This window comes from Actinoalloteichus sp. AHMU CJ021 (genome assembly GCF_002895405.1).
GTDB classification, from domain to species: domain Bacteria; phylum Actinomycetota; class Actinomycetes; order Mycobacteriales; family Pseudonocardiaceae; genus Actinoalloteichus_B; species Actinoalloteichus_B caeruleus.
Window position 1 is genome coordinate 2,204,201 of record NZ_CP025990.1, and the last position, 23,974, is coordinate 2,228,174.

General features: G+C 70.8%; 20 protein-coding genes and 1 tRNA gene. 12 read left to right on the plus strand and 9 right to left on the minus strand.

Annotation, left to right across the window (positions count from 1 at the left end):
* Positions 1-325: 325 nt before the first annotated feature.
* Positions 326-401, minus strand: a tRNA-Thr gene (locus C1701_RS09175).
* A 542-nt stretch (positions 402-943) separates the two neighbouring features.
* Between C1701_RS09175 and C1701_RS09180 the strand changes: the two genes are divergently transcribed.
* The 4 genes from C1701_RS09180 (at position 944) to C1701_RS09195 (ending at position 8,148) form a co-directional block, all read left to right on the plus strand.
* Complete coding sequence (locus C1701_RS09180; RefSeq protein ID WP_026417566.1) at positions 944-2,362, plus strand: threonine/serine ThrE exporter family protein; 1,419 nt, start codon at positions 944-946, stop codon at positions 2,360-2,362.
* Between the two features lie 260 nt (positions 2,363-2,622).
* The gene (locus C1701_RS09185; RefSeq protein WP_026417567.1) at positions 2,623-4,065 is read left to right on the plus strand and encodes an alpha,alpha-trehalose-phosphate synthase (UDP-forming); all 1,443 of its coding nucleotides are present in this window, start codon (positions 2,623-2,625) and stop codon (positions 4,063-4,065) included.
* Positions 4,066-4,108: 43 nt separating this feature from the next.
* Positions 4,109-6,643, plus strand: coding sequence for a trehalose-phosphatase (otsB, locus tag C1701_RS09190; RefSeq protein WP_026417568.1), 2,535 nt, complete (start codon positions 4,109-4,111; stop codon positions 6,641-6,643).
* Between the two features lie 635 nt (positions 6,644-7,278).
* A complete protein-coding gene (locus tag C1701_RS09195; protein ID WP_103057009.1) occupies positions 7,279-8,148 on the plus strand; it encodes a class II glutamine amidotransferase in 870 nt (289 codons plus the stop codon).
* Between the two features lie 106 nt (positions 8,149-8,254).
* On the opposite strand, the gene C1701_RS09200 is transcribed toward C1701_RS09195, so the two are convergent.
* Positions 8,255-9,355 (minus strand): LacI family DNA-binding transcriptional regulator, encoded by a 1,101-nt coding sequence (locus tag C1701_RS09200; RefSeq protein ID WP_081715225.1) that lies wholly within the window; start codon positions 9,353-9,355, stop codon positions 8,255-8,257.
* Between the two features lie 131 nt (positions 9,356-9,486).
* On the minus strand, positions 9,487-10,527 hold the full coding sequence (locus C1701_RS09205) for a LacI family DNA-binding transcriptional regulator (RefSeq protein ID WP_103055808.1): 1,041 nt from the start codon (positions 10,525-10,527) through the stop codon (positions 9,487-9,489).
* A 252-nt stretch (positions 10,528-10,779) separates the two neighbouring features.
* Here C1701_RS09205 and C1701_RS09210 point away from each other — a divergent pair, with 252 nt between their 5' ends.
* From C1701_RS09210 to C1701_RS09240, 7 genes are all read left to right on the plus strand, one after another.
* The gene (locus tag C1701_RS09210; RefSeq protein ID WP_026417572.1) at positions 10,780-12,042 is read left to right on the plus strand and encodes an extracellular solute-binding protein; all 1,263 of its coding nucleotides are present in this window, start codon (positions 10,780-10,782) and stop codon (positions 12,040-12,042) included.
* A 3-nt stretch (positions 12,043-12,045) separates the two neighbouring features.
* Complete coding sequence (locus C1701_RS09215; protein WP_030147037.1) at positions 12,046-13,038, plus strand: carbohydrate ABC transporter permease; 993 nt, start codon at positions 12,046-12,048, stop codon at positions 13,036-13,038.
* A gap of 1 nt (position 13,039) precedes the next feature.
* Entirely contained in the window at positions 13,040-13,960 is a 921-nt protein-coding gene (locus C1701_RS09220; protein WP_026417574.1) for a sugar ABC transporter permease, read from the plus strand.
* Between the two features lie 146 nt (positions 13,961-14,106).
* Positions 14,107-15,216 (plus strand): ABC transporter ATP-binding protein, encoded by a 1,110-nt coding sequence (locus C1701_RS09225; RefSeq protein ID WP_026417575.1) that lies wholly within the window; start codon positions 14,107-14,109, stop codon positions 15,214-15,216.
* A 309-nt stretch (positions 15,217-15,525) separates the two neighbouring features.
* Positions 15,526-16,584 (plus strand): metal ABC transporter solute-binding protein, Zn/Mn family, encoded by a 1,059-nt coding sequence (locus C1701_RS09230; RefSeq protein ID WP_103055809.1) that lies wholly within the window; start codon positions 15,526-15,528, stop codon positions 16,582-16,584.
* A 49-nt stretch (positions 16,585-16,633) separates the two neighbouring features.
* Positions 16,634-17,494, plus strand: a complete 861-nt coding sequence (locus C1701_RS09235) for a metal ABC transporter ATP-binding protein (protein WP_026417577.1) — start codon at positions 16,634-16,636, stop codon at positions 17,492-17,494.
* On the plus strand, positions 17,491-18,345 hold the full coding sequence (locus C1701_RS09240) for a metal ABC transporter permease (RefSeq protein ID WP_026417578.1): 855 nt from the start codon (positions 17,491-17,493) through the stop codon (positions 18,343-18,345). The genes C1701_RS09235 and C1701_RS09240 overlap by 4 nt, the downstream gene beginning before the upstream one ends.
* Positions 18,346-18,473: 128 nt before the next feature.
* On the opposite strand, the gene C1701_RS09245 is transcribed toward C1701_RS09240, so the two are convergent.
* From C1701_RS09245 to C1701_RS09260, 4 genes are all read right to left on the minus strand, one after another.
* Entirely contained in the window at positions 18,474-19,835 is a 1,362-nt protein-coding gene (locus C1701_RS09245; RefSeq protein WP_162147268.1) for an alginate O-acetyltransferase AlgX-related protein, read from the minus strand.
* Positions 19,836-20,025: 190 nt separating this feature from the next.
* Entirely contained in the window at positions 20,026-20,433 is a 408-nt protein-coding gene (locus C1701_RS09250) for a hypothetical protein (RefSeq protein WP_026417580.1), read from the minus strand.
* Positions 20,430-21,155, minus strand: coding sequence for a hypothetical protein (locus C1701_RS09255; protein ID WP_051313399.1), 726 nt, complete (start codon positions 21,153-21,155; stop codon positions 20,430-20,432). Before C1701_RS09255 ends, C1701_RS09250 begins: the two co-directional genes overlap by 4 nt.
* 57 nt (positions 21,156-21,212) lie before the next feature.
* The gene (locus C1701_RS09260) at positions 21,213-21,518 is read right to left on the minus strand and encodes a type VII secretion target (RefSeq protein WP_051313401.1); all 306 of its coding nucleotides are present in this window, start codon (positions 21,516-21,518) and stop codon (positions 21,213-21,215) included.
* 134 nt (positions 21,519-21,652) lie between these two features.
* On the opposite strand from C1701_RS09260, the gene C1701_RS09265 reads away from it, so the two are divergent.
* The gene (locus C1701_RS09265) at positions 21,653-22,213 is read left to right on the plus strand and encodes a hypothetical protein (protein ID WP_026417583.1); all 561 of its coding nucleotides are present in this window, start codon (positions 21,653-21,655) and stop codon (positions 22,211-22,213) included.
* 258 nt (positions 22,214-22,471) lie between these two features.
* Here C1701_RS09265 and C1701_RS09270 read toward each other — a convergent pair whose 3' ends face one another.
* Together C1701_RS09270 and C1701_RS09275 are read right to left on the minus strand one after the other, a co-directional pair.
* Positions 22,472-23,050: a DUF3558 domain-containing protein gene (locus C1701_RS09270; protein WP_337662205.1), complete on the minus strand. Its 579-nt coding sequence runs from the start codon at positions 23,048-23,050 to the stop codon at positions 22,472-22,474.
* Positions 23,051-23,364: 314 nt separating this feature from the next.
* Complete coding sequence (locus C1701_RS09275) at positions 23,365-23,964, minus strand: DUF3558 domain-containing protein (RefSeq protein ID WP_337662206.1); 600 nt, start codon at positions 23,962-23,964, stop codon at positions 23,365-23,367.
* Positions 23,965-23,974: the final 10 nt, after the last annotated feature.

Below are 23,974 nucleotides of genomic sequence, written 5' to 3' on the forward strand. Positions count from 1 at the left end.
TCGGCGGACCGCCCGGCCCGCACCGGCGGGATGTCGACCCGTGCGGGCACCGGCGTGGGCGTTGGCACCGGCGTGGCGGCGCCCCGGTCGCGGGCGCGCCTCGCCTCGCGGTGAGGTGGTGAGCTGCCGAGGAGCGCGACCAGGGTGCGGGCCGCGACCGCGCTCGGGCCGGCGGTGGGCCGGAGCGGGAACGGAAACGGGGGCGACCTCGGGGAGCGCCCGGGACCGGCGGACGACCCGAACGGGCCGGGGACAGCCGCGTGGCGAGTGGTCCCCGGACGCACCCGGTGCGGCCGTCGCGCCCCGAATGCCCTCTGACCAGCGGTGGAGCCGACGAGGGGACTCGAACCCCTAACCACTCGCTTACAAGGCGAGTGCTCTGCCAGTTGAGCTACGTCGGCGGGTGACCGCGACCCGCCCTGGGGCGTCGCGGTCGCCGAGCACATCGTATCGACACCGCGCACGCCCCCGGAACCGTCCCTTCGATCCACCGGAGACCGGTTCTCGGGTGGGGCCGCGGGGCCGAGCGTCCGGGAGGAGTGGGCCGGCGACGGGTTCGGCCGCCCGCCGGCGCTCCCCGCGCCACCACCGCCGGTCGCGGTCGGCTCACCGCCCTGGGAGCCCCGCCACGCCGGTTGCCGCCCGTCCCCGGCGGCGGGACGATCAGGAGCAGGAACAAAGTTCGGCGGTCCGCGCGTTGGGCACCGACGGGCGCGCGGGGCCGAACCACCCGCGCCGAGGCCATCCCCCGGTTGTCGCAGGTGAGGCGGCCGGGGACCACGTCGACCTAGGGTGGCGCACGCCACTACGCGGACCCGCAACGGAGGGGAGCCCGCCGCCGATGTCGTGAGCGGCGTGGTGATCTCAGACCCCTGTCCCGGGTCGACCCCGGTCGGCCACGCCAGCAGAGACCGAGCAGGCACGAGGTGAAGGAGGCCGGTCCGTGGGTATCGCCCAGCGGGCCCGTGAAGCGTTGCGCCGGAAGGAGGCGACGCCCGCCACGGTGGCGAACACCGCCGTCTATGGACCGCAGCTCCCCGAGGCGTCGACCATCCACCTGGTGTTGGACCTCGCCCTGCGGGTGGGCGAGGTCCAACTGGCGAGTGGCGCGGGTGCCGCCGACGCCACCGCGACGGTCATCGCGATCACCAACGCCTACGGTCTCCCCCACTGCGAGGTGGACGTCATCTACACGTCCATCACCGTGTGCTGTCACCTCGGTTCCGGCAAGGCCCCGATCACCACGCTGCGAGTGGTGCGGAGCCGCTCCCACGACTACAGCAGGCTGACCGCGACCGAGGACCTCGTCCAACGGATCACCGGCTTCGAGATCAGCGCCGAGGACGCCTACGCCGAGCTCGAACGCATCACCAACGCCGCCCACCCCTACCCGCGATGGGTGTCCTCCCTCGCCTGGGCCGGTCTCGCGGCGTCGATCGCCGTGCTCATCGGCGCCGGCCCCCTCCTGACCGGACTCGCCGCGCTCGTCAGCGCGCTGATCGACCAGATCGGGCGGTTCCTCAACCGCCGTGCCCTGCCGTTCTTCTTCCAGCAGGCGGTCGGAGGCGCGGTCGCGACCGGGGCGGCCCTGCTGCTCTTCCAGTCCGGGGTCCTCGGCGGGGGGAGCGCCTCGCTCGCGGTCGCCGCGAACCTGGTCGTGCTCCTCTCCGGGCTCTCCGTCGTCGGTGTCGCCCAGGACGCGGTCGGCGGGTACAACGTCACCGCCGCCGGCAGAGCCGGCGAGATCCTGATCATGACGGCGGGCCTGGTCACCGGGGTGATCGTCGCGCTGCGCATCGGGGTCGCGCTCGGCGCGCCCACGACCGACGTCGCGGCCAGGCTTCCCCCCGCAGCCAGCCAGCTCCCGCTGCTGGTGGTCGCCGGCGGTATGGCGGCGGTGTGCTTCGCGCTGGCCAGCTACGCGCCGCTGCGGACGCTGCTGGTCGCCGGTGGAGCGGGCGCGCTCGGCCAGCTCACCTACAGCACGTTGTCGCTGACGGCGCTCGTGGGACCGATCCCGGCCTCGGCCGGAGCCGCCGTGGTGATCGGTTTCGCGGGGGGCCTGCTCGCGAGGCGCCTGAAACTGCCCACGCTGATCGTGGTCGTCTCGGGCATCACGCCGCTGCTGCCGGGACTGGCGACCTACCGGGCCGTCTACCAGCTCGCCGCCGAGGGGAACCTGACCGCCGGGCTGTCCGACGCCGTCCTCGCCGCCGGGGTGAGCCTCGGCCTCGGAGCCGGGGTCGTCCTCGGTGAGTTCCTCGCGCAGCCGGTCCGGACCAGCATCGGTCGGCTCGAACGGCGCTTCTCCGGCCCGAGGATGTCGGGACCGCTGCGTCCGTCGCGCCGTCGCCTCGAGTGAGCACGGCGGGCTCGGCCCCCGTCGAGCCCGAACTCGTCCGACCTGCGCGAGGTGGCGGATCGCGGGCTGCGACGGGCAGCCGATTCAACTACTCACGGTCATGTGATCGCGCTTACTGCGTCCACCAATCAGCACGAATTGTGGCTAGCCTCAACAATGGAGGATGACACGGAGAGTCACCGGCTGCCACCAGGGCCAACGGAGGTCGGGGCAGGTGGCCACACCGTTCGACTCTCGTCGCTGCTGAGGAGGCCTGGCCAGTGGGCAGCACGACACCAGCTTCAACGGGTGCCGACTTCGTCGTGGTCGCCAACCGCCTTCCGGTCGATCTCGAACGACTGCCCGACGGGACGGAGCGCTGGCGTCACAGCCCTGGCGGGCTGGTGACGGCGCTCGAGCCGTTCCTGCGAGCCCGCAAGGGGGCGTGGGTGGGGTGGCCGGGCATCGCCGACGCCGACGTCGCTCCCTTCGAGGACGGCGACCTGCGGTTGCACCCGGTCAGCCTGTCCTCGGACGAGTTCCGGGACTACTACGAGGGCTTCTCCAACGCGACCCTGTGGCCCCTCTACCACGACGTCGTCGCCACCCCGGTCTTCGACCGGACGTGGTGGGACGTCTACGTGCGGGTCAACCAGCGGTTCGCGGAGGCCACCGCGTCGGTGGCCGCCGAGGGCGCCACCATCTGGGTGCAGGACTACCAGCTCCAACTGGTCCCGGCCATGCTCAGGGACCTCCGCCCGGACCTGCGCATCGGCTTCTTCCTCCACATCCCGTTCCCCCCGGTCGAGTTGTTCATGCAGCTCCCCTGGCGCACCCAGATCGTGCGAGGACTGCTCGGGGCCGACCTCGTCGGCTTCCACCGTCCGGGTGGCGCGCAGAACTTCCTCTGGCTCGCCAGGAGGCTGGCGGGGTTCCAACCCACCAAGGGCAGCGTGGGGGTGCGCAACCGCCCCGGAGTCGTCCAGGTCGGGGACCGCCCCGTCCGCGTTGGCGCCTTCCCGATCTCGATCGACTCCTCGTCGCTGGACCAGCTGGCCGCGAGCGAGGAGAGCGCGCGGCGGGCGGCGCAGCTGCGCGCGGACCTCGGCAACCCCCGGCGAATTCTGCTGGGCGTGGACCGGCTCGACTACACCAAGGGCATCGACCTGCGGCTACACGCCTTCCGCGAACTGCTGGCCGAGGAACGGGTCGACGCCTCGGACACGGTCATGGTGCAGTTGGCGACTCCAAGTCGAGAACGTCTGGAGCACTACAAAAAGATGCGGGAGGAGATCGAGCGGGAAGTCGGGCGCATCAACGGCGAGTTCAGCCGCCTCGGCCGACCGGCGGTCCATTACCTGCATTCGTCCATCGACCGCAAGGACCTCGTCGCTTTCTACTGCGCTGCCGACGTCATGGTAGTCACCCCGGTCCGCGACGGGATGAACCTGGTCTGCAAGGAGTACGTGGCCTGCAGGAACGACCTCGGCGGCGCGCTGGTGCTCAGCGAGTTCGCGGGAGCCGCCGCCGAACTCACGAGTGCCTTCCTGGTCAATCCCCACGATCTGGAGGGCGTGAAGGACGCGCTTGAGGCTGCCCTGAACATTGACCCGGCGGAGGGACGCCGTAGGATGCGCGCGCTGCGGCGTCAAGTTCTCAATCATGACGTCGATCGCTGGGCGCGATCTTTTCTCGAGGCTTTGGGGGCGCAGCCGAACCGCTAAGGTTCATTCGTTTACCCATCCCTGACGCCGTGAGGAGGAGGCGTTGACCGCCGAGGCCCTCCCAGCCGAACTTCGGCGCGCGATCGTCCAGCTTGCGAGGACGCCGCGCCTGTTGGTCGCCTGTGACTACGACGGGACACTCGCTCCCATTGTCGTCGACCCGGACCATGCCCAGCCGCTACCGGAGTCGGTGCACGCGCTGCGGTCGTTGGCGGCGCTGCCCGCCACCGTCACCGCGGTCATCTCCGGCCGGGCACTCCGTGATCTGGCCGCGTTGTCCCGGCTGCCCGCGGAGGTGCACCTCGTGGGCAGCCACGGCTCCGAGTTCGACGTGGGATTCGTCCACGAACTCGGAGCCGAGGCCACCACGCTGCTCCGCCGCATCCAGTCCGAACTCGATCCCCTCGCCGACGAGGGACAGGGAATCCACCTGGAGGTGAAACCCGCCAGTGTCGCCGTCCACGTGCGGCGAGCGGAACCAGCCGTCGCCGAACGCGTGCTGGAGACGGTGCGCACCGGCCCGGCGACCTGGGACGGAGTCCAGGTCACCGAGGGCAAGGCGGTGATCGAACTCGCCGTGGTGCAGACCAACAAGGGCAACGCGTTGGACACCCTGCGCCACCAGGTGGGCGCGACCGCCGCGCTGTTCTTCGGTGACGACGTCACCGACGAGAAGGCCTTCCGGAGCCTCCAAGGCCCCGACATGGGCATCAAGGTCGGCCCCGGCGACACCGCCGCCGCCTACCGGGTGGACGACGCCCAGGCGGTCGCGACGGTCCTCGCCTTCCTCCTGGAGGAACGGCGCACCTGGTTGTTCGGTGAGCAGGCTCCGCCCATCGAGCGGTTGAGCATGTTGGCGAACGAGCGAACCGTCGCCCTGGTCACCCCGGACGCCCGGCTGACCTGGCTCTGCCACCCGGAGCCGGACTCGGCGGCGGTCTTCGCCGACCTGCTCGGCGGTCCCACCGCTGGCCACTTCTCCATCAAGCCCAACCGCAACGGCCTCCCACTGGGCCAGCGGTACCTGCCCGGGACGATGGTGGTGGAAACCCGCTGGTCCCGGTTGCTGGTCACCGACTACCTCGACCACTACTCCAGTTCCCACCGGACGGACGTGGTCCGGGTCGTCTCGGGCAACACGACCGCCAGCGTCGAGTTCGCTCCCCGCCCCGAGTTCGGCCAGGTGCCGGTCCGCCTCATCGCGGAGGCCGACGGCCTCCGGGTCGTGGGCACCTCAGAGCCGATGGTCCTGCGCGCTCCCGGCGTCGTCTGGGAGATCACCTCCGACGGCATGCACGAGTCGGCGCGTGCCGTGGTGGAGCCCTCCCCTGGTCACGACGTGGTGCTCGAGCTGCGCTGCGGGACCGACGACCTCGGGCCGGGCGAGATCGCGGAGCAGGAGCGTCGGCAGCGGGCGGGCGAGTACTGGTCCAGTTGGGTCCAGGGGCTGTCGCTGCCGCCGGTGGAGACCGACCTGGTGGCCCGTTCGGCGCTCACCCTCCGGGGGCTGTGCCACTCGGAGACCGGTGCCATCATGGCCGCGGCGACCACCTCGCTGCCGGAGGAGATCGGTGGTGTCCGCAACTGGGACTACCGGTACTGCTGGCTGCGGGACGCGGCTCTCACCGCCCAGGCCCTGGTCTCGCTCGGGTCGCACGAGGAGGCCGAGGGTTTCCTGAACTGGCTGCACCGGGTTCTGGAGACCCTCCCGGGGCCGGAACGGCTCCACCCCCTCTACACGATCTACGGCACCAACCTCCCACCGGAGGCCGTGATCGACACCCTGCCGGGTTACGCGGGTTCGCGCCCCGTCCGGGTGGGCAACCTGGCGAACCAGCAGGTGCAGCTCGACGTCTTCGGCCCGGTGGTGGATCTGATCGCCATGCTGACCGAGTCGAGGGGCAAGCTCACCGACGACGACTGGCGGCTGGTGACGGCCATGGCCGAGGCGGTGTCCCGCCGCTGGCACGAGGCTGACCACGGGATCTGGGAGGAGCGCCACGCGCCCAGGCACCACGTCTACTCGAAGGTCATGTGCTGGGTGACCCTGGACCGCGCGGTGCGGCTGGCGGAGAGCTACGGCCGCGAGGTCGACCCGACCTGGGAGCCCCTGCGGGACGAGATCGCCAGGGACGTGCTGAAGAACGGGTGGAACGACGAGGTCCAGTCCTTCACCACCGCCTACGACGGGGTCGACCTGGACGCGGCCTCCCTCTTCGTCGGGCTCTCCGGCCTGATCGACCCGACCGACGACCGGTTCCAGTCGACGGTGACGGCGATCGAGTCCGAGCTGCGCAGCGGCTCGACGGTGTACCGCTACCGCCGGGACGACGGGCTGCCCGGGGACGAGGGCGGTTTCCACTTCTGCGCGGCCTGGATGGTGGAGGCCTACCTGCTGACCGGTCGGCGGACGGAGGCGGAGGACCTGTTCCAACAGCTGGTCGACGCCGCCGGCCCCACCGGGCTGCTTCCGGAGGAGTACGACCCCATCGCGGAGCGGTCGCTGGGCAACCACCCACAGGCCTACTCGCACGTGGGTCTGATCCGGTGCGCCAGGCTGCTGTCCGAGGCCGTCTGACGCTCCTCCCCTCCCGGGGATGAGTTCCGTCGCGGGGCCCGCCGAGAACGGCGGGCCCCGTCGGCTTTTCCGGGTGTGGACGGCCGGCCTGCTCGGGGCATGCCCCCGTGGCCGGGGGCCGCGTGCCCTCCCGCCGACCCGGTGAACCCGTTGCTCCACCAACGCGGGCTCTGGCGCGTTCCCCCGGCGCCTCCACCCGTCGACCTCTCCTGACCTCCCGCGCGCGGGGACCGGGTCCCCTTCCCCACGCCGAAGAACAGCGACACCCGCCGCTCCACGGAGGTCACCACGGCCGCCGCCTGGTCGGTTGCGCCTCGAACCCGTCCAGGTTCGCCGGGGGCGGCCGACATCAGCGGGAACTGGGCATCTGGCGGCTCGCGGATGGGGCGGTGCCTGGCGGCCCTCACCTCGATCGGTGCGGTCACCGGGCTCGGCGTCCGGGTGGGGCGCCCGCCGTCACGGCTCGCGGACTTCACCCGTTCGGACGAGCATGTTGGCCGGAAGTGGCCGTTGTCCCGGGGCCGGTCGCCGCCGTTGGGCGGGTCGCGCCCCCGCGCTGGCTGATCGGCGCGCCGGCGGGCCGGCCGGCGGTCACGCTGGGAGGACCGTTGCCGGTCGAAGAGCGGGGAGTGCTCATGTGTCGACTGTTCGGCCTGTCCGGTGCGCCCCGGCGGGTGTCGGCCACCTTCTGGCTGCTCGACGTCTCGGACAGCCTGGCGGAGCAGAGCCGGCGCGAACCGGACGGCACCGGGTTGGGGACCTTCACCGAGGACGGCCTCCCCCTCGTGGAGAAGCAGCCGATCGCCGCCTACGAGGACCGGGCCTTCGCGGAGGAGGCGCGGCACCGCGAGTCGACCACGTTCCTCGCGCACATCCGCTACGCCTCCTCCGGGCCGGCCAGGCCCGAGAACACGCACCCGTTCCTCCAACGGGGGCGGATGCTGGCCCACAACGGCGTGATCGGGGACCTGCCCGTCCTGGAGCGCGAACTGGGCCGGCACCTGTCCCTCGTCGAGGGGGACACCGACTCGGAGCGGTTCCTCGCCCTGGTCACCCGTTACACCGAGCGGAACGGCGGTGACGTCGGTGCTGGACTGACCGAGGCGGCGCGGTGGGTGGCCGAGAACCTGCCCGTCTACGCGCTCAACGTGGTCCTGACGACACCGACGGAGCTGTGGGCCCTGCGGTACCCGGAGACGCACGATCTCGTCGTCCTCGAACGCGTGGTTCCGCCGAACGGGCGCCGGCGGCACCTGGACCACGCGAGCGCGGCGGGAACCGTCCGGGTCCGCTCGGACGCCCTGGCGGGCTGCTCCTCGGTCGTGGTCGCGAGCGAACCGATGGACGAGAGCCCGGACTGGCGATCACTGGCACCAGGCGAGCTGCTGCACGTCGACGACCGGCTGCGGACGAGGCGGCGGACCGTGCTGGACTCGCCGCCCCGGCACCGGCTCACCCTGGACGACCTGGGGGAGACGGCAGCACGGTCCCAACGGGGCCGTTGAACTCACGCTCCCGCGAGCGAACCCCAGCGGACATCCGACCCCGCCCGGATGCGGAGGGCGTCCCCGGGGCGGCCGACCACCGGCCGGCGCGGAGAACGCCGGCCGGTCACGGCCCGAACCAGCGCTCCTGGCTGTTCCGTGGTGGCGCGGCCGTGCTACCGGTCCGCAGGCTCGTCGGCAGGACGATCTTCCTCGGACGGCCGTGGTCCGGTTGCTCCCGTAGCAGCCGGCCCGCCTCCGCGCCCTTGTCCCGCACCGGCTGCACCACGGTGGTCAACCCCACCCGTTCCGCCTCGGCGATGCCGTCGAAGCCGGTCACGGTCAGATCCTGGGGCACGCGCAGGCCGCGACGCCTGGCCTCCTCGAGCGCGCCGAGCGCCAGGATGTCGGAGGTGCAGACCACGGCCGTGATCTCAGGGTCGAGATCCAGGATCCGGGCGGTGGCCGAGGCGCCAGACTCGACGCTGTGGTCGAACCGTTCGACGACGGGTACCTGCGCCCACGGGACCCCAACCGCCTCGAAGGCCGCGGCGAGGGCGACCAGCCGGGCGCGCTGCACGTGGAAGTGCGCTGACCGCTGCCGGTCCAGCGAGGCGATGGCGTCGTTGCGGTCGCGTCCGAGCCGCATGCACACCACCCCGACCCGTCGATGCCCCAGGCCGATGAGGTGGTCGGCCATGCCGGTCATCGCGGAACCGTCGTCGATGCCGACCGTGTCGACCCCGGGGAGGCTGGGCTGGTCGCAGACGACGGTGGGCACCGGGCGCTCCAGCACGGCGGCCAGGTGGGGATCGTCGTCGGGCACCGAGTAGACGACGAACCCGTCAACCCCCGCCCGGTGCACCGCGGCGAGGTCCTCCCGCTCGGGATTGGCCGGGACCAGCAACAGCCCCTGCCCCGCGGCTTCGCAGGAGAGCGCCAGGCCCTCCAGGAAGCTGACGGCCGCGGGGTCACGGAAGGCGTAGGAGAGGTTCTCGGTCAGCAGGAGACCCAGCGCGCCCGCCTTGCGGGTGCGCAGGGACCGCGCGACCGGGTCCGGACCGGGGTAGCCGACCCGACGAGCGGCTTCGAGCACGCGTTGCCGGAGTTCGGGTGAGAGCTGGTCAGGACGGTTGTAGGCATTGGACACCGTTGTCCTGGACACGCCGAGCTCCGCCGCCAGCGAGGCCAGGGTTGCCGGCCGGCGAGAACTGATGGACCGCACCATGAAGTGACCGTAACGGTTCAGAACCAATTGGTGAAGCCAGGGCGACCCACGCCACGACGCGGGTATTTTCCGCGCGTGCCCCGTCGCCGGCCGCCCCGCACCCGCGGGGGCCCGCACCGGGTTCCGGGAGTTCAGCGAGGGGGCGCCGTCGACTCCCTGACCACCAGCCTCGGCCGGAAGATCCGGGTGTGCGCCCCGACCGGCTGCGCCCCGGCGTCGGGGTCGAGCCGGGCGGCCAACTCCTCGACCGCCGCCCGCGCCATCTCCGCGATGGGCTGCGCCAGCGTCGTCAACGGCGGGGTGCAGTAGTCGGCCAGCGGGCTGTCGTCGAAGCCGATCACCGACAGCTGGTCCGGCACGGACACCCCCCGCCGATGGCACTCCCGGATCGCGCCGAGCGCCATGTGGTCGGACGAGCAGATGACCGCCGTCACCGGCTCCCTGTCCAGCAGCTCCCCCAGCGCCCTGGCACCGCCGCCCGCCCCGTAAGGCGCGTGGGACACGAGGGCGGGCCTCGCCGCCAGCCCCTCCTCCTCCAGGGCGGTGGCCCAGCCGGCGTGCTTCAGCCGGGACGGCAGCGAACGGGCCGGCCCGCTGACGAAACCGATGTGGCGATGCCCCAGGTCGAGGAGGTGGCGGGTCGCCAGGTAGCCGGCGAGCTGCTCGTCGACGGCGACGTCCGGGATGTCCGCGGAGGGCACCCCGCCGTTGACGAACACCACGCGGACCCCGTCGTTGACGAGCTGGTGGTAGTAGGCGCTCCTGGCGGTCCGTCGCGCGGGGCTGACGTTGGCGATCCCGGGCGACACGAAGATCATCCCCGTGACCCCCCTGGCGAGCAGCATCCCGACGTACTGCTCCTCGCCGAGGCTGTCGGGTTCCGAGGACCGCGTGTTGCACAGCACGCACGAGAAACCCGCCCGGGCCGCCCTGGTCTCCAACGCCTCGGCGAAGGCGGGGAACACGGGGTTGGACAGCTCGGGAACGAGGAGGCCGACCACCCCCGTCCTCCCCAGCGCCGCCACGCCCCGGGAGGTGTGCGGCAGCTCGGCCAGCGCGGCCAGCACCCGTTGCCTGGTCTCGTGGTTCACCCCGGCCCGCCGGTTCAGCACCCGGCTGACGGTGGAGACGCTGACCCCGGCCGCGCTCGCGATCTCGGATAGTCCGGCCACAGCGGGTCGCCCCTTTCTCCTGCGCGTCCTGCGCACGCCGATGGCCGTAGCGTGCCGGTGACGGCACGTTTTTTCAAACCTCTTCACCCGGCAGGTGGCCCCAAGAACCTGCTGTTACGGCTTGGTTACCCAAAGGACCTTGACGTGAGCTGGCTCACGGGTATGCAATTCGCGTCACACAGCTTGCAAAAAATTTCAGTTCGGCCGCCAGTCCGGGCGGTCGGCGCGTCCACAGAGGGGACGACAGCGACGATGCGGCGTGACACCCTCAACACCCTCGGCCGAACCGGCGTGCTGGGACTCGGCTGCGTGCTGGCGATGACCGCCTGTGGCGGTTCCGGCGGATCAGACGACCAGGACGGGCCGGTCGTCTTCTGGGACACCAGCGGCCCCGGTGAGTCAGCGGTCTTCCGCGACCTCGCCGAGGGCTGCGCGGCGAGCGGCGGTTTCGAGGTCGCCGTCGAACAGGTCGCCTTCGACCAGGCCCTGAACAACTTCAAGAACGCCGCGCAGGGCGGGCAGGGCCCCGACGTGCTCAGGGCCGAGGTGGCCTGGGTCGCCCAGCTCGCCCACAACGGCCTGATCCAGGACCTCGCCGGAACCGGCCTCGACGACCAGGGCGACTTCCTGGCCACCCCCTGGAGCTCCACCCAGTTCGACGGCGCGACCTACGCCGTCCCGCAGGTCACCGACACGCTCGCCCTGCTCTACAACCGGGAGCTCCTGGACGAGGCCGGCGTCGAACCGCCGACCTCCTGGGAGGAACTGCTCGACATCGCCCCCGACCTCGGCGGGGACTCCGCGTTCTTCGTGAACAACGACGGCTACTACGCCCTGCCCTTCATCTACTCGGCCGGCGGCGACCTCCTCGACGTCGAGAACCAGACCATCGTCGTCAACTCCGACGAGGCCGTGGCCGGCCTGGGGACGGCGCGCGCGCTGTTGGACGAGGGCGCGGCCAGGACCGCCCAGGACCCGGGCAACTCCTACGGGAACATGAAGGCCGCCTTCGCCTCCGGCGAGGTGGCGATGATCGTCGACGGGCCGTGGGCGGTGGCCGACCTGCTCGACGGGGCGGCCTTCCAGGACCCGGAGAACCTCGGAGTGGCGCCGCTGCCCGGCCCCGCCGACGGGGACGGCAACGGACCGGTCGGCGGCCACGACTACGTCATCCGGCAGGGCAGTGAGCGCACCGACGACGCGGTCTCCCTCATCGAGTGCATGAGCGGGGTGGAGGCGCAGACGACGGTGGCCGTGGAGCTCGGCCTGCTGCCCACCCGGGAGTCGGTGTACGAGGACCCGGAGGTGGCCGAGCACCCCGTCGTCTCCGCGTTCAGCGCGGCCGTCGAGCGGGCTCACCCGCGCCCCTGGATCGCCGAGGGCAACGAGCTGTTCGACCCGCTCAAGATCGGCTACGCCGACGTGCTGGCTGGCAACCTCAGCCCGGCGGAGGCGGCAGAACAGGTCGCCACCGCGTACCAGGACACCGTCGTTCCCGACTACACGATCGGCTGAGCCGTGGTCGCGACGACGACGGGGCCGGCGGCGGAGCACCGCCGGCCCGGCCCCCGGGGCGGCACCGAGCGGCGCGGGCGCGTCCGGCGGTTCCTCGACCGGTACTGGTACGCCTACGCCCTGGTGCTGCCGGTGGTGGTCGTGGTCGGCGGGCTGGTGATCCTCCCGCTGGCCCAGGGTGTCTTCTTCACGTTCACGAACATCAACGAGGGCAACATCGCGAACCCCGTGCTCGGCCGGGAGGCCGACTACGACGTCGTGGGGCTCGCGAACTACCTGAACGTGCTCTCCGGGGATCCGGCCTACGGGTCGTTCTGGGGGGTGCTGCTCCGAACCCTGGTGTGGTCGGGGATCTGCGTCGCGTTCCACTACGGCATCGGCCTGGGGCTGGCACTGCTGCTGAACCGTCCCATGCGGTTCCGGACGCTCTACCGGATCCTGCTGATCCTCCCCTGGGCGGTCCCCGCCTTCGTCAGCGCCTTCGCCTGGCGGTACCTGTTCAACGCCGACTACGGGCTCATCAACTGGCTGCTGGGCTCGGTCGGCCTGCCCACCCCGGTGTGGCTCGGCCAGTCACCGGTGGCGATGGTCGCCGTGATCATCGTCAACGTCTGGCTCGGGGTGCCGTTCATGATGGTCGCGCTCCTGGGCGGCCTCCAGTCCATTCCCGGTGACCTCTACGAGGCCGCCGAGATCGACGGCGCCACCCCCTGGCAACGCTTCACGCAGATCACCCTGCCCGGGCTGCGCCCGGTGTCGGGCACCGTGATCCTGCTCGGCGTGATCTGGACGTTCAACATGTTCCCGGTCATCTACCTGATCACCGGCCAGAACCCGCACACGCGCATCCTGATCACCTACGCGTTCGAACGCTTCTTCTCCGGCGCCACCAGGGACTACGCGATCGCCTCGACCTACGGGGTCCTCATCCTCTCCGTCCTGCTGGTCTTCGCCGGGGTCTACCTGCGCGCCCTGCGATCACAGGAGGCCGACTGAGATGGACGTGACCTCGCTCCAGACGAGCGGCCGGGCTGGCCCGTCCGGCGGGCGCCGTCCCGCCCCGCCCCGGTCCGGTCACCGCGGCCGGCGTTCCCCGGCGGCGAGCTTCGGGCTGCACGCCGCGCTGGTGGTCGCCTCGCTGATCGCCGTCTTCCCCGTCTTCTGGGTCCTGGTGACCTCCTTCAAGCCGGACTCCCGCGCCATCGAGGCGAGTCCGAGCCTGATCAACGAGTCGAGCCTGGACAACTACGCGCGCATCCTCGCCGGCGAGAAGGGCGACTTCCTGGCCTGGTTCGGGAACTCGCTGCTGATCGCGGGGCTGACGACGGTCCTCGCGGTCATGTTGGCGGCGAGCACCGGGTACGCCGTGAGCCGGTTCAACTTCCCCGGCGGCCGAGGGCTGTTGTTCTTCTTCCTCGTCGTGCAGATGTTCCCCTTCGCGGTGCTCATCGTGCCGCTCTACAACCTGCTGCTCAGCCTGGGCCTTCAGGGGTCGGCCGGTGGGCTGGTGCTCGTGTACTGCACCACCGCGGTGCCGTTCTGCACCTACATGCTCAAGGGCTACTTCGACGGCATCCCCCGCGAGATCGACGAGGCCGGCCGGATGGACGGGCTCTCGCCGTTCGGGGTCTTCTGGCGGTTAATGTTGCCGCTGGCCAGGCCTGGCCTGGCGGTCACCGGCTTCTACGCGTTCATCACCGCGTGGGGTGAGGTGGCCTTCGCCTCGGCCTTCCTCTCCGCCGCCGACCAGTCCAAGACCCTGGCGGTGGGCCTCCAGGTGTTCGTTCAGCAGAACCGGACCGAATGGGGCCATCTTGCGGCTGCTTCCATCCTTGTGGCGATCCCCGCGGCCGTGGTTTTCTACCTCGTGCAACGGTTCCTGGTCTCAGGGCTCGCCGCAGGCAGTGTCAAGGGTTGACCGCTTCGAGGGCGGAGTCCTGGCCCTCGCGGGTGGCGGTCCTGGTCAGTTCCGTCCCTGTCAACGAGTACGTCGTCTTGCTTCCACTCGGCGTCAAGATGTGTTCCCGCGAGAGCAAGCGCGGACACGGAAACCGGAGGGCCCGCATGGCCGGAGTCAGTTACGTCAAAGCGTCCCGGGTCTACCCGGGCAACCCGCCCGTCCGAGCGGTCGACCAGCTCGACCTCGAGGTCAACGACGGTGAGTTCCTCGTGCTCGTGGGCCCGTCCGGTTCGGGCAAGTCCACCGCCCTGCGGATGCTCGCCGGCCTGGAGGACGTCGACGAGGGCGCCATCCACATCGGCGGTAACGACGTCACGCACACGCCGCCGAAGGGCCGGGACATCGCGATGGTCTTCCAGTCCTACGCGTTGTACCCGCACATGACGGTGGGCGAGAACATGGGCTTCGCGCTGAAGCTGCGCCGCGTGCCGAAGGAGACCATCAAGGCCAAGGTCGCCGAGGCCGCGAAGATGCTCGACCTGACCCCCTACCTCGACCGCAAGCCGAAGGCGCTGTCCGGTGGTCAGCGGCAGCGGGTCGCGATGGGCCGCGCGATCGTCCGGGAGCCGGCCGTCTTCCTCATGGACGAGCCGCTGTCGAACCTCGACGCGAAGCTGCGGGTGGAGACCCGTGCGAACATCGCCGCGCTCCAGGCCCGGCTGGGCACGACCACGATCTACGTCACCCACGACCAGGTCGAGGCCCAGACCATGGGGCACCGCGTCGCGGTGCTCAAGGACGGCCTCCTGCAGCAGTGCGACACCCCGCGCAACCTCTACGAGCGGCCGGCGAACTCCTTCGTCGCTGGCTTCATCGGTTCGCCGGCGATGAACCTGAAGACGGTCGCCCTCACGTCCGAGGGCGCGGTCCTCGACGGCCTCACGGTCCCGCTGCCCCGGTCGGTGGTGGCCGGTCACGACGCCAAGACCATCACCTTCGGGGTCCGCCCCGAATCGCTGCGCCTCACCGGGGGCGACGAGGTGGGCATGAAGCTCACCGTCGACCTCGTCGAGGAGCTGGGCGCGGACGCCTACGTCTACGGCTCGGTGGACATCGGCGGCACGGCGGAGCGCTTCATCGTCCGGACCGACGGTCGCACCCCGCCCTCGATCGGTTCCACGGTGAACGTGACCCTGCGCGACGACAACGAGGTGCACCTCTTCCACCCCGAGTCCGGGGCGAGGTTGGAGACCACGAAGGCTCCCACGGCCTGACCCGCACCTCTTCACCTCACGGAACACGGACCTCCCCCCAGGGAGGGAATGACGATCACGGAACGTACGCGGCGGGTGGCGTCGGGAGCGAAGTGCCAACGCCACGCGGCGCAGGGTGACGACGCACCTCGCACCCACCAACCACAGCGGCCCCGGAGTCACTCCGGGGCCGCTGTGCTGCGCACTCCAGCCCTGGGAGCTCCGCGCGGCGACTCCGGCCGGGGATTGCGGAACCACACCGAACTGCGTCTACACTGCAAACGGTAACGGTTTCCATTCCCTGCGCCGGGGGCAGAAAGAGGCAATGCTATGACCCTCCGTAATCGACGGCACTGGCTGACGGTGGGCTGCCTCACCGCGACCGCGGCCCTGATCACCGCCTGCGGCGGGAACGGTGGCGAGGGTGACGCCGCCGACGCCGGTGAGGGCTCCTCCGGGCTGACCGTGGTCGCCTCGACCAACGTGTGGGGCAGCGTGGCCGCCGCGGTCGGTGGCTCGAACGTCGAGGTCGTGTCCATCATCGACGAGGCTGGCGCCGACCCCCACTCCTACGAGAGCCAGCCCTCGGACGCGGCCGAGCTGGTGGGCGCCGACCTGATCGTGCACAACGGCGCCGGGTACGACGAGTTCGTCAGTCAGATCATCGCCTCGGAGGGCCTGGACACCCCGGCGGTCGAGGCCGCCGCCGTGGCCGGGGTCGAGGGCCACTCCCACGACCACGGGCACGACCACGACGAGGACGGCCACGAGCACAGCGATGACGGCCACGACGAGGAACCAGCGGACCACGACCACGACCACGACCACGACGAGCACTCCCACGAGCACGGCGCGGAGGACAACGAGCACGTCTGGTACGACCTGGCCGTGGTGTCCGAGGTCGCCGAGCGGATCGCGGACGAGCTGAGCGAACTCGACGCCGACAACGCCGACGGCTACCGGTCGAACCTGGCGGAGTTCCAGGACGGGATCGACGGACTCGCCACCTCGGTGGCCGAACTCGGCGAAAGCGAGGACGGCGGCCACCCGCACGTGCTCTCCACCGAGTCCGTGGCCACCTACCTGCTCGCCGACGCGCACATCCACGATCTGACCCCGGCCGGCATGCACCTCGCGATGCACAACGAGACCGACCCGCCCGCCGCCGTCATCGCCGAGATCAACGAGATCATCGACGGCGGCGAGGCCGACGTGATGATCAACAACCCGCAGACCGAGACCGGTGTGACGAACGAGATGCTGAGCCGCGCGGAGCAGGCGGGGATGCCGGTGGTGGAATTCACCGAGACACTGCCGGAGGGCCAGGACGACTTCCTGGCCTGGATGACCGACCAGGTCGACGCCCTGGCGGCCGCGCTGGGCCGCTGACCGCGCTCGACCGGGACGTCCACCGGCCCCTGCCCACCGGACGGAAACCATGATCCACGATGACCGCCCGCCAGCCGTGCGGCTGCGCTCGGCCCGCCTCGCCTACGGCGACCGCGTGCTGTGGGACGGGCTCGACCTCGACGTGATGCCAGGCGAGTTCGTCGCCGTGCTCGGTCCCAACGGCTCGGGCAAGACCAGCCTCCTCCGGGTGCTCCTCGGCCTCCAGCCCCTCAGCGGCGGCGAGGTCGAGATCGGCGGCACCGCGGTGCGCCGCGGTTCCCGCCGCATCGGGTACATCCCGCAGCAGCGGGCGGTGGACAGCACCGTCACCGTGCGGGGGACGGACCTGGTGGGCCTCGGCCTGGACGGCCACCGGTGGGGGCTGGGACTGCGAGGCCGGGCCGACCGACGGCGGCGGGTCCGCGAGGCCGTCGAGGCCGTGAACGCCACCGGGTACGCGTCGAGACCCCTCGGTCTGCTCTCCGGTGGGGAACAACAACGGCTGCGGGTCGCGCAGGCGCTGGTGGGCGCCCCCGACGTCCTGCTCTGCGACGAACCCCTCCTCTCCCTGGACCTCGCGAGCCAGCGGATGGTGAGCGAGCTCATCGCCGAGTCCGCACGGGACAGGGACGCCGCGGTCGTCTTCGTCACCCACGAGATCAATCCCGTCCTGCCGGTGGTGGACCGGGTGCTCTACCTGGTGGACGGACGGTTCCGGATCGGCCCGCCCGACGAGGTGATGACCTCCGAGGTGCTGTCGGAGCTGTACCGGACGCCGGTGCGCGTCCTGCGGCTCGGCGACCGGATCATGGTGATGGCCGAGAGCGGGCACCGCGTCGACCTCGGCGGCGGTCTGGAGACCGAACAACCGCACCACGTCTCCGACGAGACCGAGGGACGACAGCCGTGAACCTCGACGCCCTCTTCGACATCGACACGACGCTGAACCTCCTCGAGCTCGGATTCGTGCGCAACGCCCTCCTCGCTGGGGCGGTCCTCGGCCTGGTGTCCGGCGTGCTCGGCCCCCTCGTGGTCGCCAGGAACATGTCCTTCGCGGTCCACGGCACGGCGGAGCTGGCCTTCACCGGCGCCGCCGCCGCCCTGCTCCTCGGCTGGAGCGTGGGCACCGGCGCCCTGCTCGGCGCGGTGGTCGCCGCGCTCATCCTCGGGCTCCTCGGGCAGCGGGGCAGCGAACGCGACTCGGTGATCGGCGCGGTGCTGGCGTTCGGCCTCGGGCTGGGCGTGCTCCTGCTCTCCCTGTACCCGGGGCGGGCGTCGAGCAAGTTCAGCCTGCTGGTCGGGCAGATCGTGGGCGTCAGCTCCACGGGGATCGTGCTGCTCTCGGTCTCCGCGCTCGCGGTGATCCTGGTGTTCGCGCTGCTCTACCGCCCGTTGCTGTTCGCCAGCGTCGACCCTGGTGTCGCCGTGGCGCGGGGGGTCCCGGTGCGGGTGCTCACACCCGTGTTCGCGGTGCTCGTGGGCATCGCCACCGCCCTGGCCGTGCAGATCGTCGGCGCGCTGCTGGTGCTCTCCCTGATGGTCACGCCCGGCGCCGCCGCGTCCCGTGTGACCGCCAACCCCGCCCTCGCCGCGCTCCTCGCCGTCGTCTTCGCCGAGATCGCCGTCCTGGGTGGCATCGTGCTCTCGTTGGCCCCTGGCGTGCCGATCAGCAGCTTCGTCACCGCCATCTCGTTCCTGATCTACCTCGTCTGCCGGTTCGTGGGCGGCGCGAGACACCGCCGGCTGGTCGCGTCCGGCTGATCGGGAGGCCCGTCCTCGCGCCGCCCAGCCCCGGGGGGCGAGGAGGCGGGGTCCGGAGCGGCACGGGAGGCGCCAGGCCGTCGAGGAAGCCGGGCCGGCCACCTCCGCCAGGTCCCGCCCGCCAGGCCTCAGCGCGGGTTGGCCGACAGGGTCCGCTCGATGTCGGCCACCACCTCGGGATCGGCGAAGGGAGCCACCCCGCTGGCCAACACCCGCTCCACCGCCTGCACGACGATCACCTCGCTGTCGGCGAGCACGTCCAACATGAGCTGGCGGTCGGTGTGCGCGACGGTGTAACTGATCAACGTCAGATCGTTGAAGGCGGCGGGGACGTAGCGGCTGGTGGAGATCATGAAGGAGTCACCGAGCATCGCCACCTTCTCGGGGACGGTTCCCTCGATCGGTTCCGACTCGAAACGCACCGGCTCGGTGATCCGGGTGGTGCGCGCCCGGGTGCGGTCGGTCCGGCCGTCCGGTCGCAGCTGGAACCGGGTCGTCTCCTCGGTCTCCGCGCGCCCGAGGAGCGGCGGGAGGTCAGGACTGTGGTCCCACCGGCCGTCGGGAACGGTGCGCCAGGACCGCGTCACCCCCGGCTGGACCGCCTCGGCGATCCGCCGCAGCCCGATGATGGCGCCCTCGTCGTTCCAGTGCGTGTCCAGCCGGTGGTAGGTGGAGGCGGCGGTTCCGCCCTGCATCAGGTTCACCCGGGGATCGATCGCGCCGGTCTCGTCCGGTAACCGCTGCCACAGCTCGTCCCGCACCTCCTCGGCGCAGTCCATCCCGGGGTACTGGTCCGGCATGTACTCCGGGACCACGGTGCTCTTGTCCGGCACGACCAGCACCACCAGCCGTCGGCCGGACTCCTCCACCACCCGGCGCAGCTCACGCATGCCGTCGATGGTGTCGTCGATCGGACGGTTCTGGGAGCACTTCCCCTCGATGTCGTAGCCGTAGTAGAGCCACCCCTCCTTGCCCTCGATGACCTCGCTGGACTCTGCGAGGATCAACGGGCCGTCCTCCGAGGGAGGCGTGTCCTCCTGCGGGACGGGCGGAGCGATCGGCCCCTGGTCGAGCGGGGAGCCGCCACGCTGGCCACCGAACGGCGAACCGTCGTCGAAGACCCCCCGACTGATGCCGTCCGCCGCGTGGACCGCCGCCTCGCGGAAGACGAGGTTGTCCGTGGCCCACTGGGACAGGCCGGTGACGAAACCCCAGCCTTCCGAGAGTGACGGGAACTCGACCAGCGGGCGGTTCTCGATCTCCGCCGCCCGCGCTCCCACCGCGTACGCGGCCAACGGGGCACCGAAGAACACCGCGGCGGACACGAGGGCGACCAGCTGCCTGCCACCGTGCCTCGGGCGGTACAGCGAGTGCTCCCTCGGCAGCCAGGACTCGTGCACCTCGGGCAGGCCCTGGCCGCCCGGCGGCTCCTCCGGCCCCGGAGTGCTCGGCTGCCAGCCCGTGGACTCCCGGCTCCCCTGCGCTACCACCACTACACGGTAACGAGCCGGGGTTCTCCCCAGGTCGGAAACCCGGATCTCGCCCGGCCACCAGCGGTGCGCGACGGCCGTCCGTCCGCACCTGCCCGGGACTGGGCTCGCCACCCGCCGAGAGGTGGGTGACGAGGTCCGCCGCCGACCGTGAGGGCTGGCCGCCACACTTTCGCACGGGCCACGGAGATCACCAACCGCGCTGGAGGAAGCCGCCGCCGCCCTCGTCGTCGTCATCGTCGTCGTCCCGCCGCCTGGCCCGCCGCTCGGCCTCGCGGCGTTCCTCGGCGATGACCTCCCGCTGCTCGGCGAGTTGCCGTTCCCCCTGCCGGGCCAGCTCCTCCCGTTCCTCCTCGGAGAGCTGCTCGTAGCGCTCGACGAACTGCCCGACGTGCGGCGCCATCGCCTGCGCGAACAGGTCGGAGGTGGCGGCCGCCCGCAGGCCCTGCCGACCGGCGATGATGTCGTCGGCCAACCGCTGGAACTCCGGGTTGTCGCTGGCGTCGCGCAGCACCTTCAACGAGTCACGCAGGTGTCGGGACAGGGCCGGATCCCCGCCCGCCACGTCCATCATCGGCTCCTGCTCCGGACTGCTCACCGGTTCACCCCCGGGTGGTCGTAGCCGCCGGCGGGCAGCTCGTGGTCGGCTACTCCGCGCAGACCGCCCAGGTAACCGGCGACCGTGCCGGAGAAGGCCTGCGCGATGTCCCAGGCGGTCCCCATCAGCTCGATGATCTTCGCCCAGAGCCGGACGCCGTTGGCGATCGCCGCGGCGGTGGCGGAGCCACCGATGATGCCGCCGACCACGGTCCAGCTGGTCGCGGCTGCGGCGGCCGCACTGATCGCGGCCGCGATGATCGTGTCGCAGAGCCCCTCGAAGGTGCTCTTGATGGCGTTCGTCGTGGAGGACACGCCCTGCGCCATCGTCTGGAACTGGTGCGCCACGTCCTTGAGGTCGTCGACCTGCGCGTTCAGCGCGTCGACCAGCTGGTGGTGGTAACCGGTGGCCTGGTCGGCGGCGTTCCCGGTCCAGTCGTGGGCGACGTCCTCGGTGGCGCCCCTCACGTCCGCCGCGAAGTCGGTGTTGAACTCGGCCAGGTTCGCGAGCGCGCCCCCCGCCTTGGATGCCTGCTCCCAGTCGCCCACGTACTGCTGGGCGATCCACTCCGTGGGGTTGGTACCGCAGATCAGGTTCGTCAGCTCACTGATCCAGTAGGTCGGGCTCAGGTACTGGCTGGCACCCAGCACGTTCGCGATACCGCCCGGCACCAGCGTCTCGGGCACCGGCTCGGTCAGATTGCTCGACGGCGTGTCGGCCACGATGTGTTCCTCGTTCCCTTCTCACTGGCGGCGGACGGCCGCGACCGGTTCCGATGTTCAGCCGGCGTAGGTGGCGTCCAGTCGCCGAGCCTCGTCCTCGTCGGTGTTGTCGTACATCGTCGCCGCGCCACGCAGCTCGGCCGCGGACTCCTCGGAGATGCTCCGCAGGTGCTCGTAGCTGGTGAGCAGCGCCTCCCTGGCGCTGTCACACGCGGCGGCGATCGTCGCGAAGAGCCGGGCGTCCGCGTAACCGATGTCCAGGTGCGTGCTGATGTAACTCGTGGCGTTCGGCACGTCCTGCCCCAGACCGTCCACCCGGTCGGCGAAGGCCCGGATGCTGTCCGTCCTGGCTTCGAATTCCATGTGGTCTGCCCCATCTCACCCAGTGCTGCCGGGCCTGACCGTACTCCGAAAGGAGTGAACCCTGGGCCAAAACAATGAGAGGATCTCCGCCGAACGCCGCGCCCACCGGCGTCGGTACCGAGACGGGAGGACCGATGGCGCCACACCGGGGTGACGAGCCCCTCGTCGTTCCGGCGGCCTGGCTCGCCGCCGAACGCCGACGTCCCGGGCGCTGCGCGAGGCACGGCGCGCCCGCCAGCTCCTGGCAGGACGTCGCGCTGGTGACACGCCCCACCACCAAGGGGACTCCCGCCCAGGCGGGAGCGGTCAGCATCGCCGCCCGCGTCGCGGAGAACGCGCAGAACCAGCGCGGGGTCTCCCTCACCGGCTGGCCGCTCTGCGAGTCGTGCCTCGCCCACCGATCCCGGCTGCGCGGCACGGCACGGGCCCTGCTGTTCGGGGGCCTCGCCGTCGCCCTCGCGGCGGTCGTGACCTTCCTGGCTCTCGGAGAACCGCAGCCGCTGCTCGGCCTCCCCATCGTCCTCGGGGTGGCCGCCGTGATCTGCTCCGGTTTCGTCTTCGGCCGCTCCGGCTGGAACGCGGTGCTCTCCGCCGAAGTCACGCCGGACGGGCAGTGGGTGCGGTTCGCCCAGCCGCATCCCGCCTTCGCCACCGAACTGGCCGCACTCGGCGGCCCTCGCGAAGGCCCTCGCTGACAGTCCCACCCACCCCGTCGCCGGGCAGCGGGTGGCCGCCGGTTCCGTTCCTCCCCCCCCGCCCGTTCCTCTTCGGCGGAGCGGGTCGCTACCGCGGCCCTGACCCGGTTCGTCGACGAGTGGCGGGTCCGCACCCACGACCACCAGTCGGCGGGAGGGCACGCGTTCCGCCTCCCAGCTCACCCGTTCCGCCAGCGAACACGCAGGGCGGTTCGACGGACAACGCACACGGCCGGCGAACACGGCCATCGGCTGCGGTCAGCTGAGGGAACGAGGCAGCACAGGCTCCACCGCCGCCGCGGTGTCCTCCGCTAGGGCGCACGCCTGCTCGACTGTTCCCGCGTAATGCACATAAATTGACACATGGGCCTGCTCACTCAGGTCCACCGAAATCTGACAATGTTCTGACAGGGTTTTGTTAATGATGCGGAGCGCGCGCAATGGACCCACATCGATCTCTTCAACCGTGTAGTTCGTCAGATTCAGCTGATCAACACTGCGTCTCCAGTTCAAATGAATTGCCATGAGCGGACTGGCTTCGTGTGCTAAACGATAGACACAGTCGTAGGACAGGCCGACGTCATCGAACGTGGCAGTCTCCGGGTCGAAGCCCAGAGCGGTTATTTCCTCGTCGCTGAGAATCTCACAGGGCAACATCTCCGACAGCTCCGCCGCCACATCCACCCCCGGCGGCTCACCGGGACCCCCACCCACCGACGGATCAGCGCTCCCCGGAAGGGAGGAACCCACTGTCGGCCCCACGGCCACCGCGGTCCCCTGCTCCGCGCTCGCGCAGGCAGACAGCAGTCCCACCAGCCCCAGCGCTGTTCCCCACACACCCACACCCCTGCGCCTCACGCCTCATTCCCTCCCAGCCAGCCGAAAGCAGACACGTTCTGCTCATCCACAGCCTGAATACGCCGAGCACTGGCTCGAACGCCGCCGACAACTCCGTCAACGCCCGAACAGCAGTTCAGCCCTACTGGAATCGCCACCCGCCAGGCTCCCCGTTGCCGACCCCAGTCCATGAGGGGAGCGCGAAAGCCAAACGACCCCAACCTCCGAGCCAGGCATGCCGAAAAACCCCTCCCATCGAACCACCTCGGTCGAGGGGAGTCACTCTCACTCGTGGAGTAGTACCGTTTTCCCGGTTACCCCGAGGACCGAGGCAGCTCAGGCTCCACCGCCGCCGCCACCTGTTCCGCTAGGTCACAAGCCTGTTCGGCCGTCCCCGCATAATGCACGGAGATTGTTACATGGGCCTGCGAGCTAAGCGCCAACGACATCTGACAGTGCTCCGATTCGGGTTTGTCAACGATCCTGAGCGCCCGCAACGACCCTACACTTGTCTCCTCGGATGTATAACTAGTCAAGTCCAGTTGATCAACGCTTCGCTTCCAATTGAGGTCGATGGCCATGAGCGTGAGTCCCCCACTTGGCCAACGGTAACTACAGGCATAGGACAGGCCGACGTCATCAAACGAAGCGCTCTCCGGATCAAAACCCAGGGCGGTTATTTTCTCGTCACTGAGGATCTCACAGGGCAACATTTCCGACAGCTCCGCCGCCACATCCACCCCCGGCTGCTCACCGGGACCCCCACCCACCGACGGATCAGCACTCCCCGCTACGGAGGACTCCACCGTGGGACCCACCGCGACCGCAGTCCCCTGCTCCGCGCTCGCGCAGGCAGACAGCAGCCCCACCAGCCCCAGGGCTGTTCCCCACACACCCACACCCCTGCGCCTCACGCCTCATCCC

Bases quoted from the DNA above. Each gene is read 5' to 3' on its own strand.
- C1701_RS09220 (WP_026417574.1), top strand. From the start codon at position 13,040: ATGGACGTGACCTCGCTCCAGACGAGCGGCCGGGCTGGCCCGTCCGGC.
- C1701_RS09265 (WP_026417583.1), top strand. From the start codon at position 21,653: ATGGCGCCACACCGGGGTGACGAGCCCCTCGTCGTTCCGGCGGCCTGG.
- C1701_RS09210 (WP_026417572.1), top strand. From the start codon at position 10,780: ATGCGGCGTGACACCCTCAACACCCTCGGCCGAACCGGCGTGCTGGGA.
- C1701_RS09235 (WP_026417577.1), top strand. From the start codon at position 16,634: ATGATCCACGATGACCGCCCGCCAGCCGTGCGGCTGCGCTCGGCCCGC.
- C1701_RS09200 (WP_081715225.1), bottom strand. From the start codon at position 9,355: ATGGTGCGGTCCATCAGTTCTCGCCGGCCGGCAACCCTGGCCTCGCTG.
- C1701_RS09195 (WP_103057009.1), top strand. From the start codon at position 7,279: ATGTGTCGACTGTTCGGCCTGTCCGGTGCGCCCCGGCGGGTGTCGGCC.
- C1701_RS09230 (WP_103055809.1), top strand. From the start codon at position 15,526: ATGACCCTCCGTAATCGACGGCACTGGCTGACGGTGGGCTGCCTCACC.
- C1701_RS09260 (WP_051313401.1), bottom strand. From the start codon at position 21,518: ATGGAATTCGAAGCCAGGACGGACAGCATCCGGGCCTTCGCCGACCGG.
- C1701_RS09225 (WP_026417575.1), top strand. From the start codon at position 14,107: ATGGCCGGAGTCAGTTACGTCAAAGCGTCCCGGGTCTACCCGGGCAAC.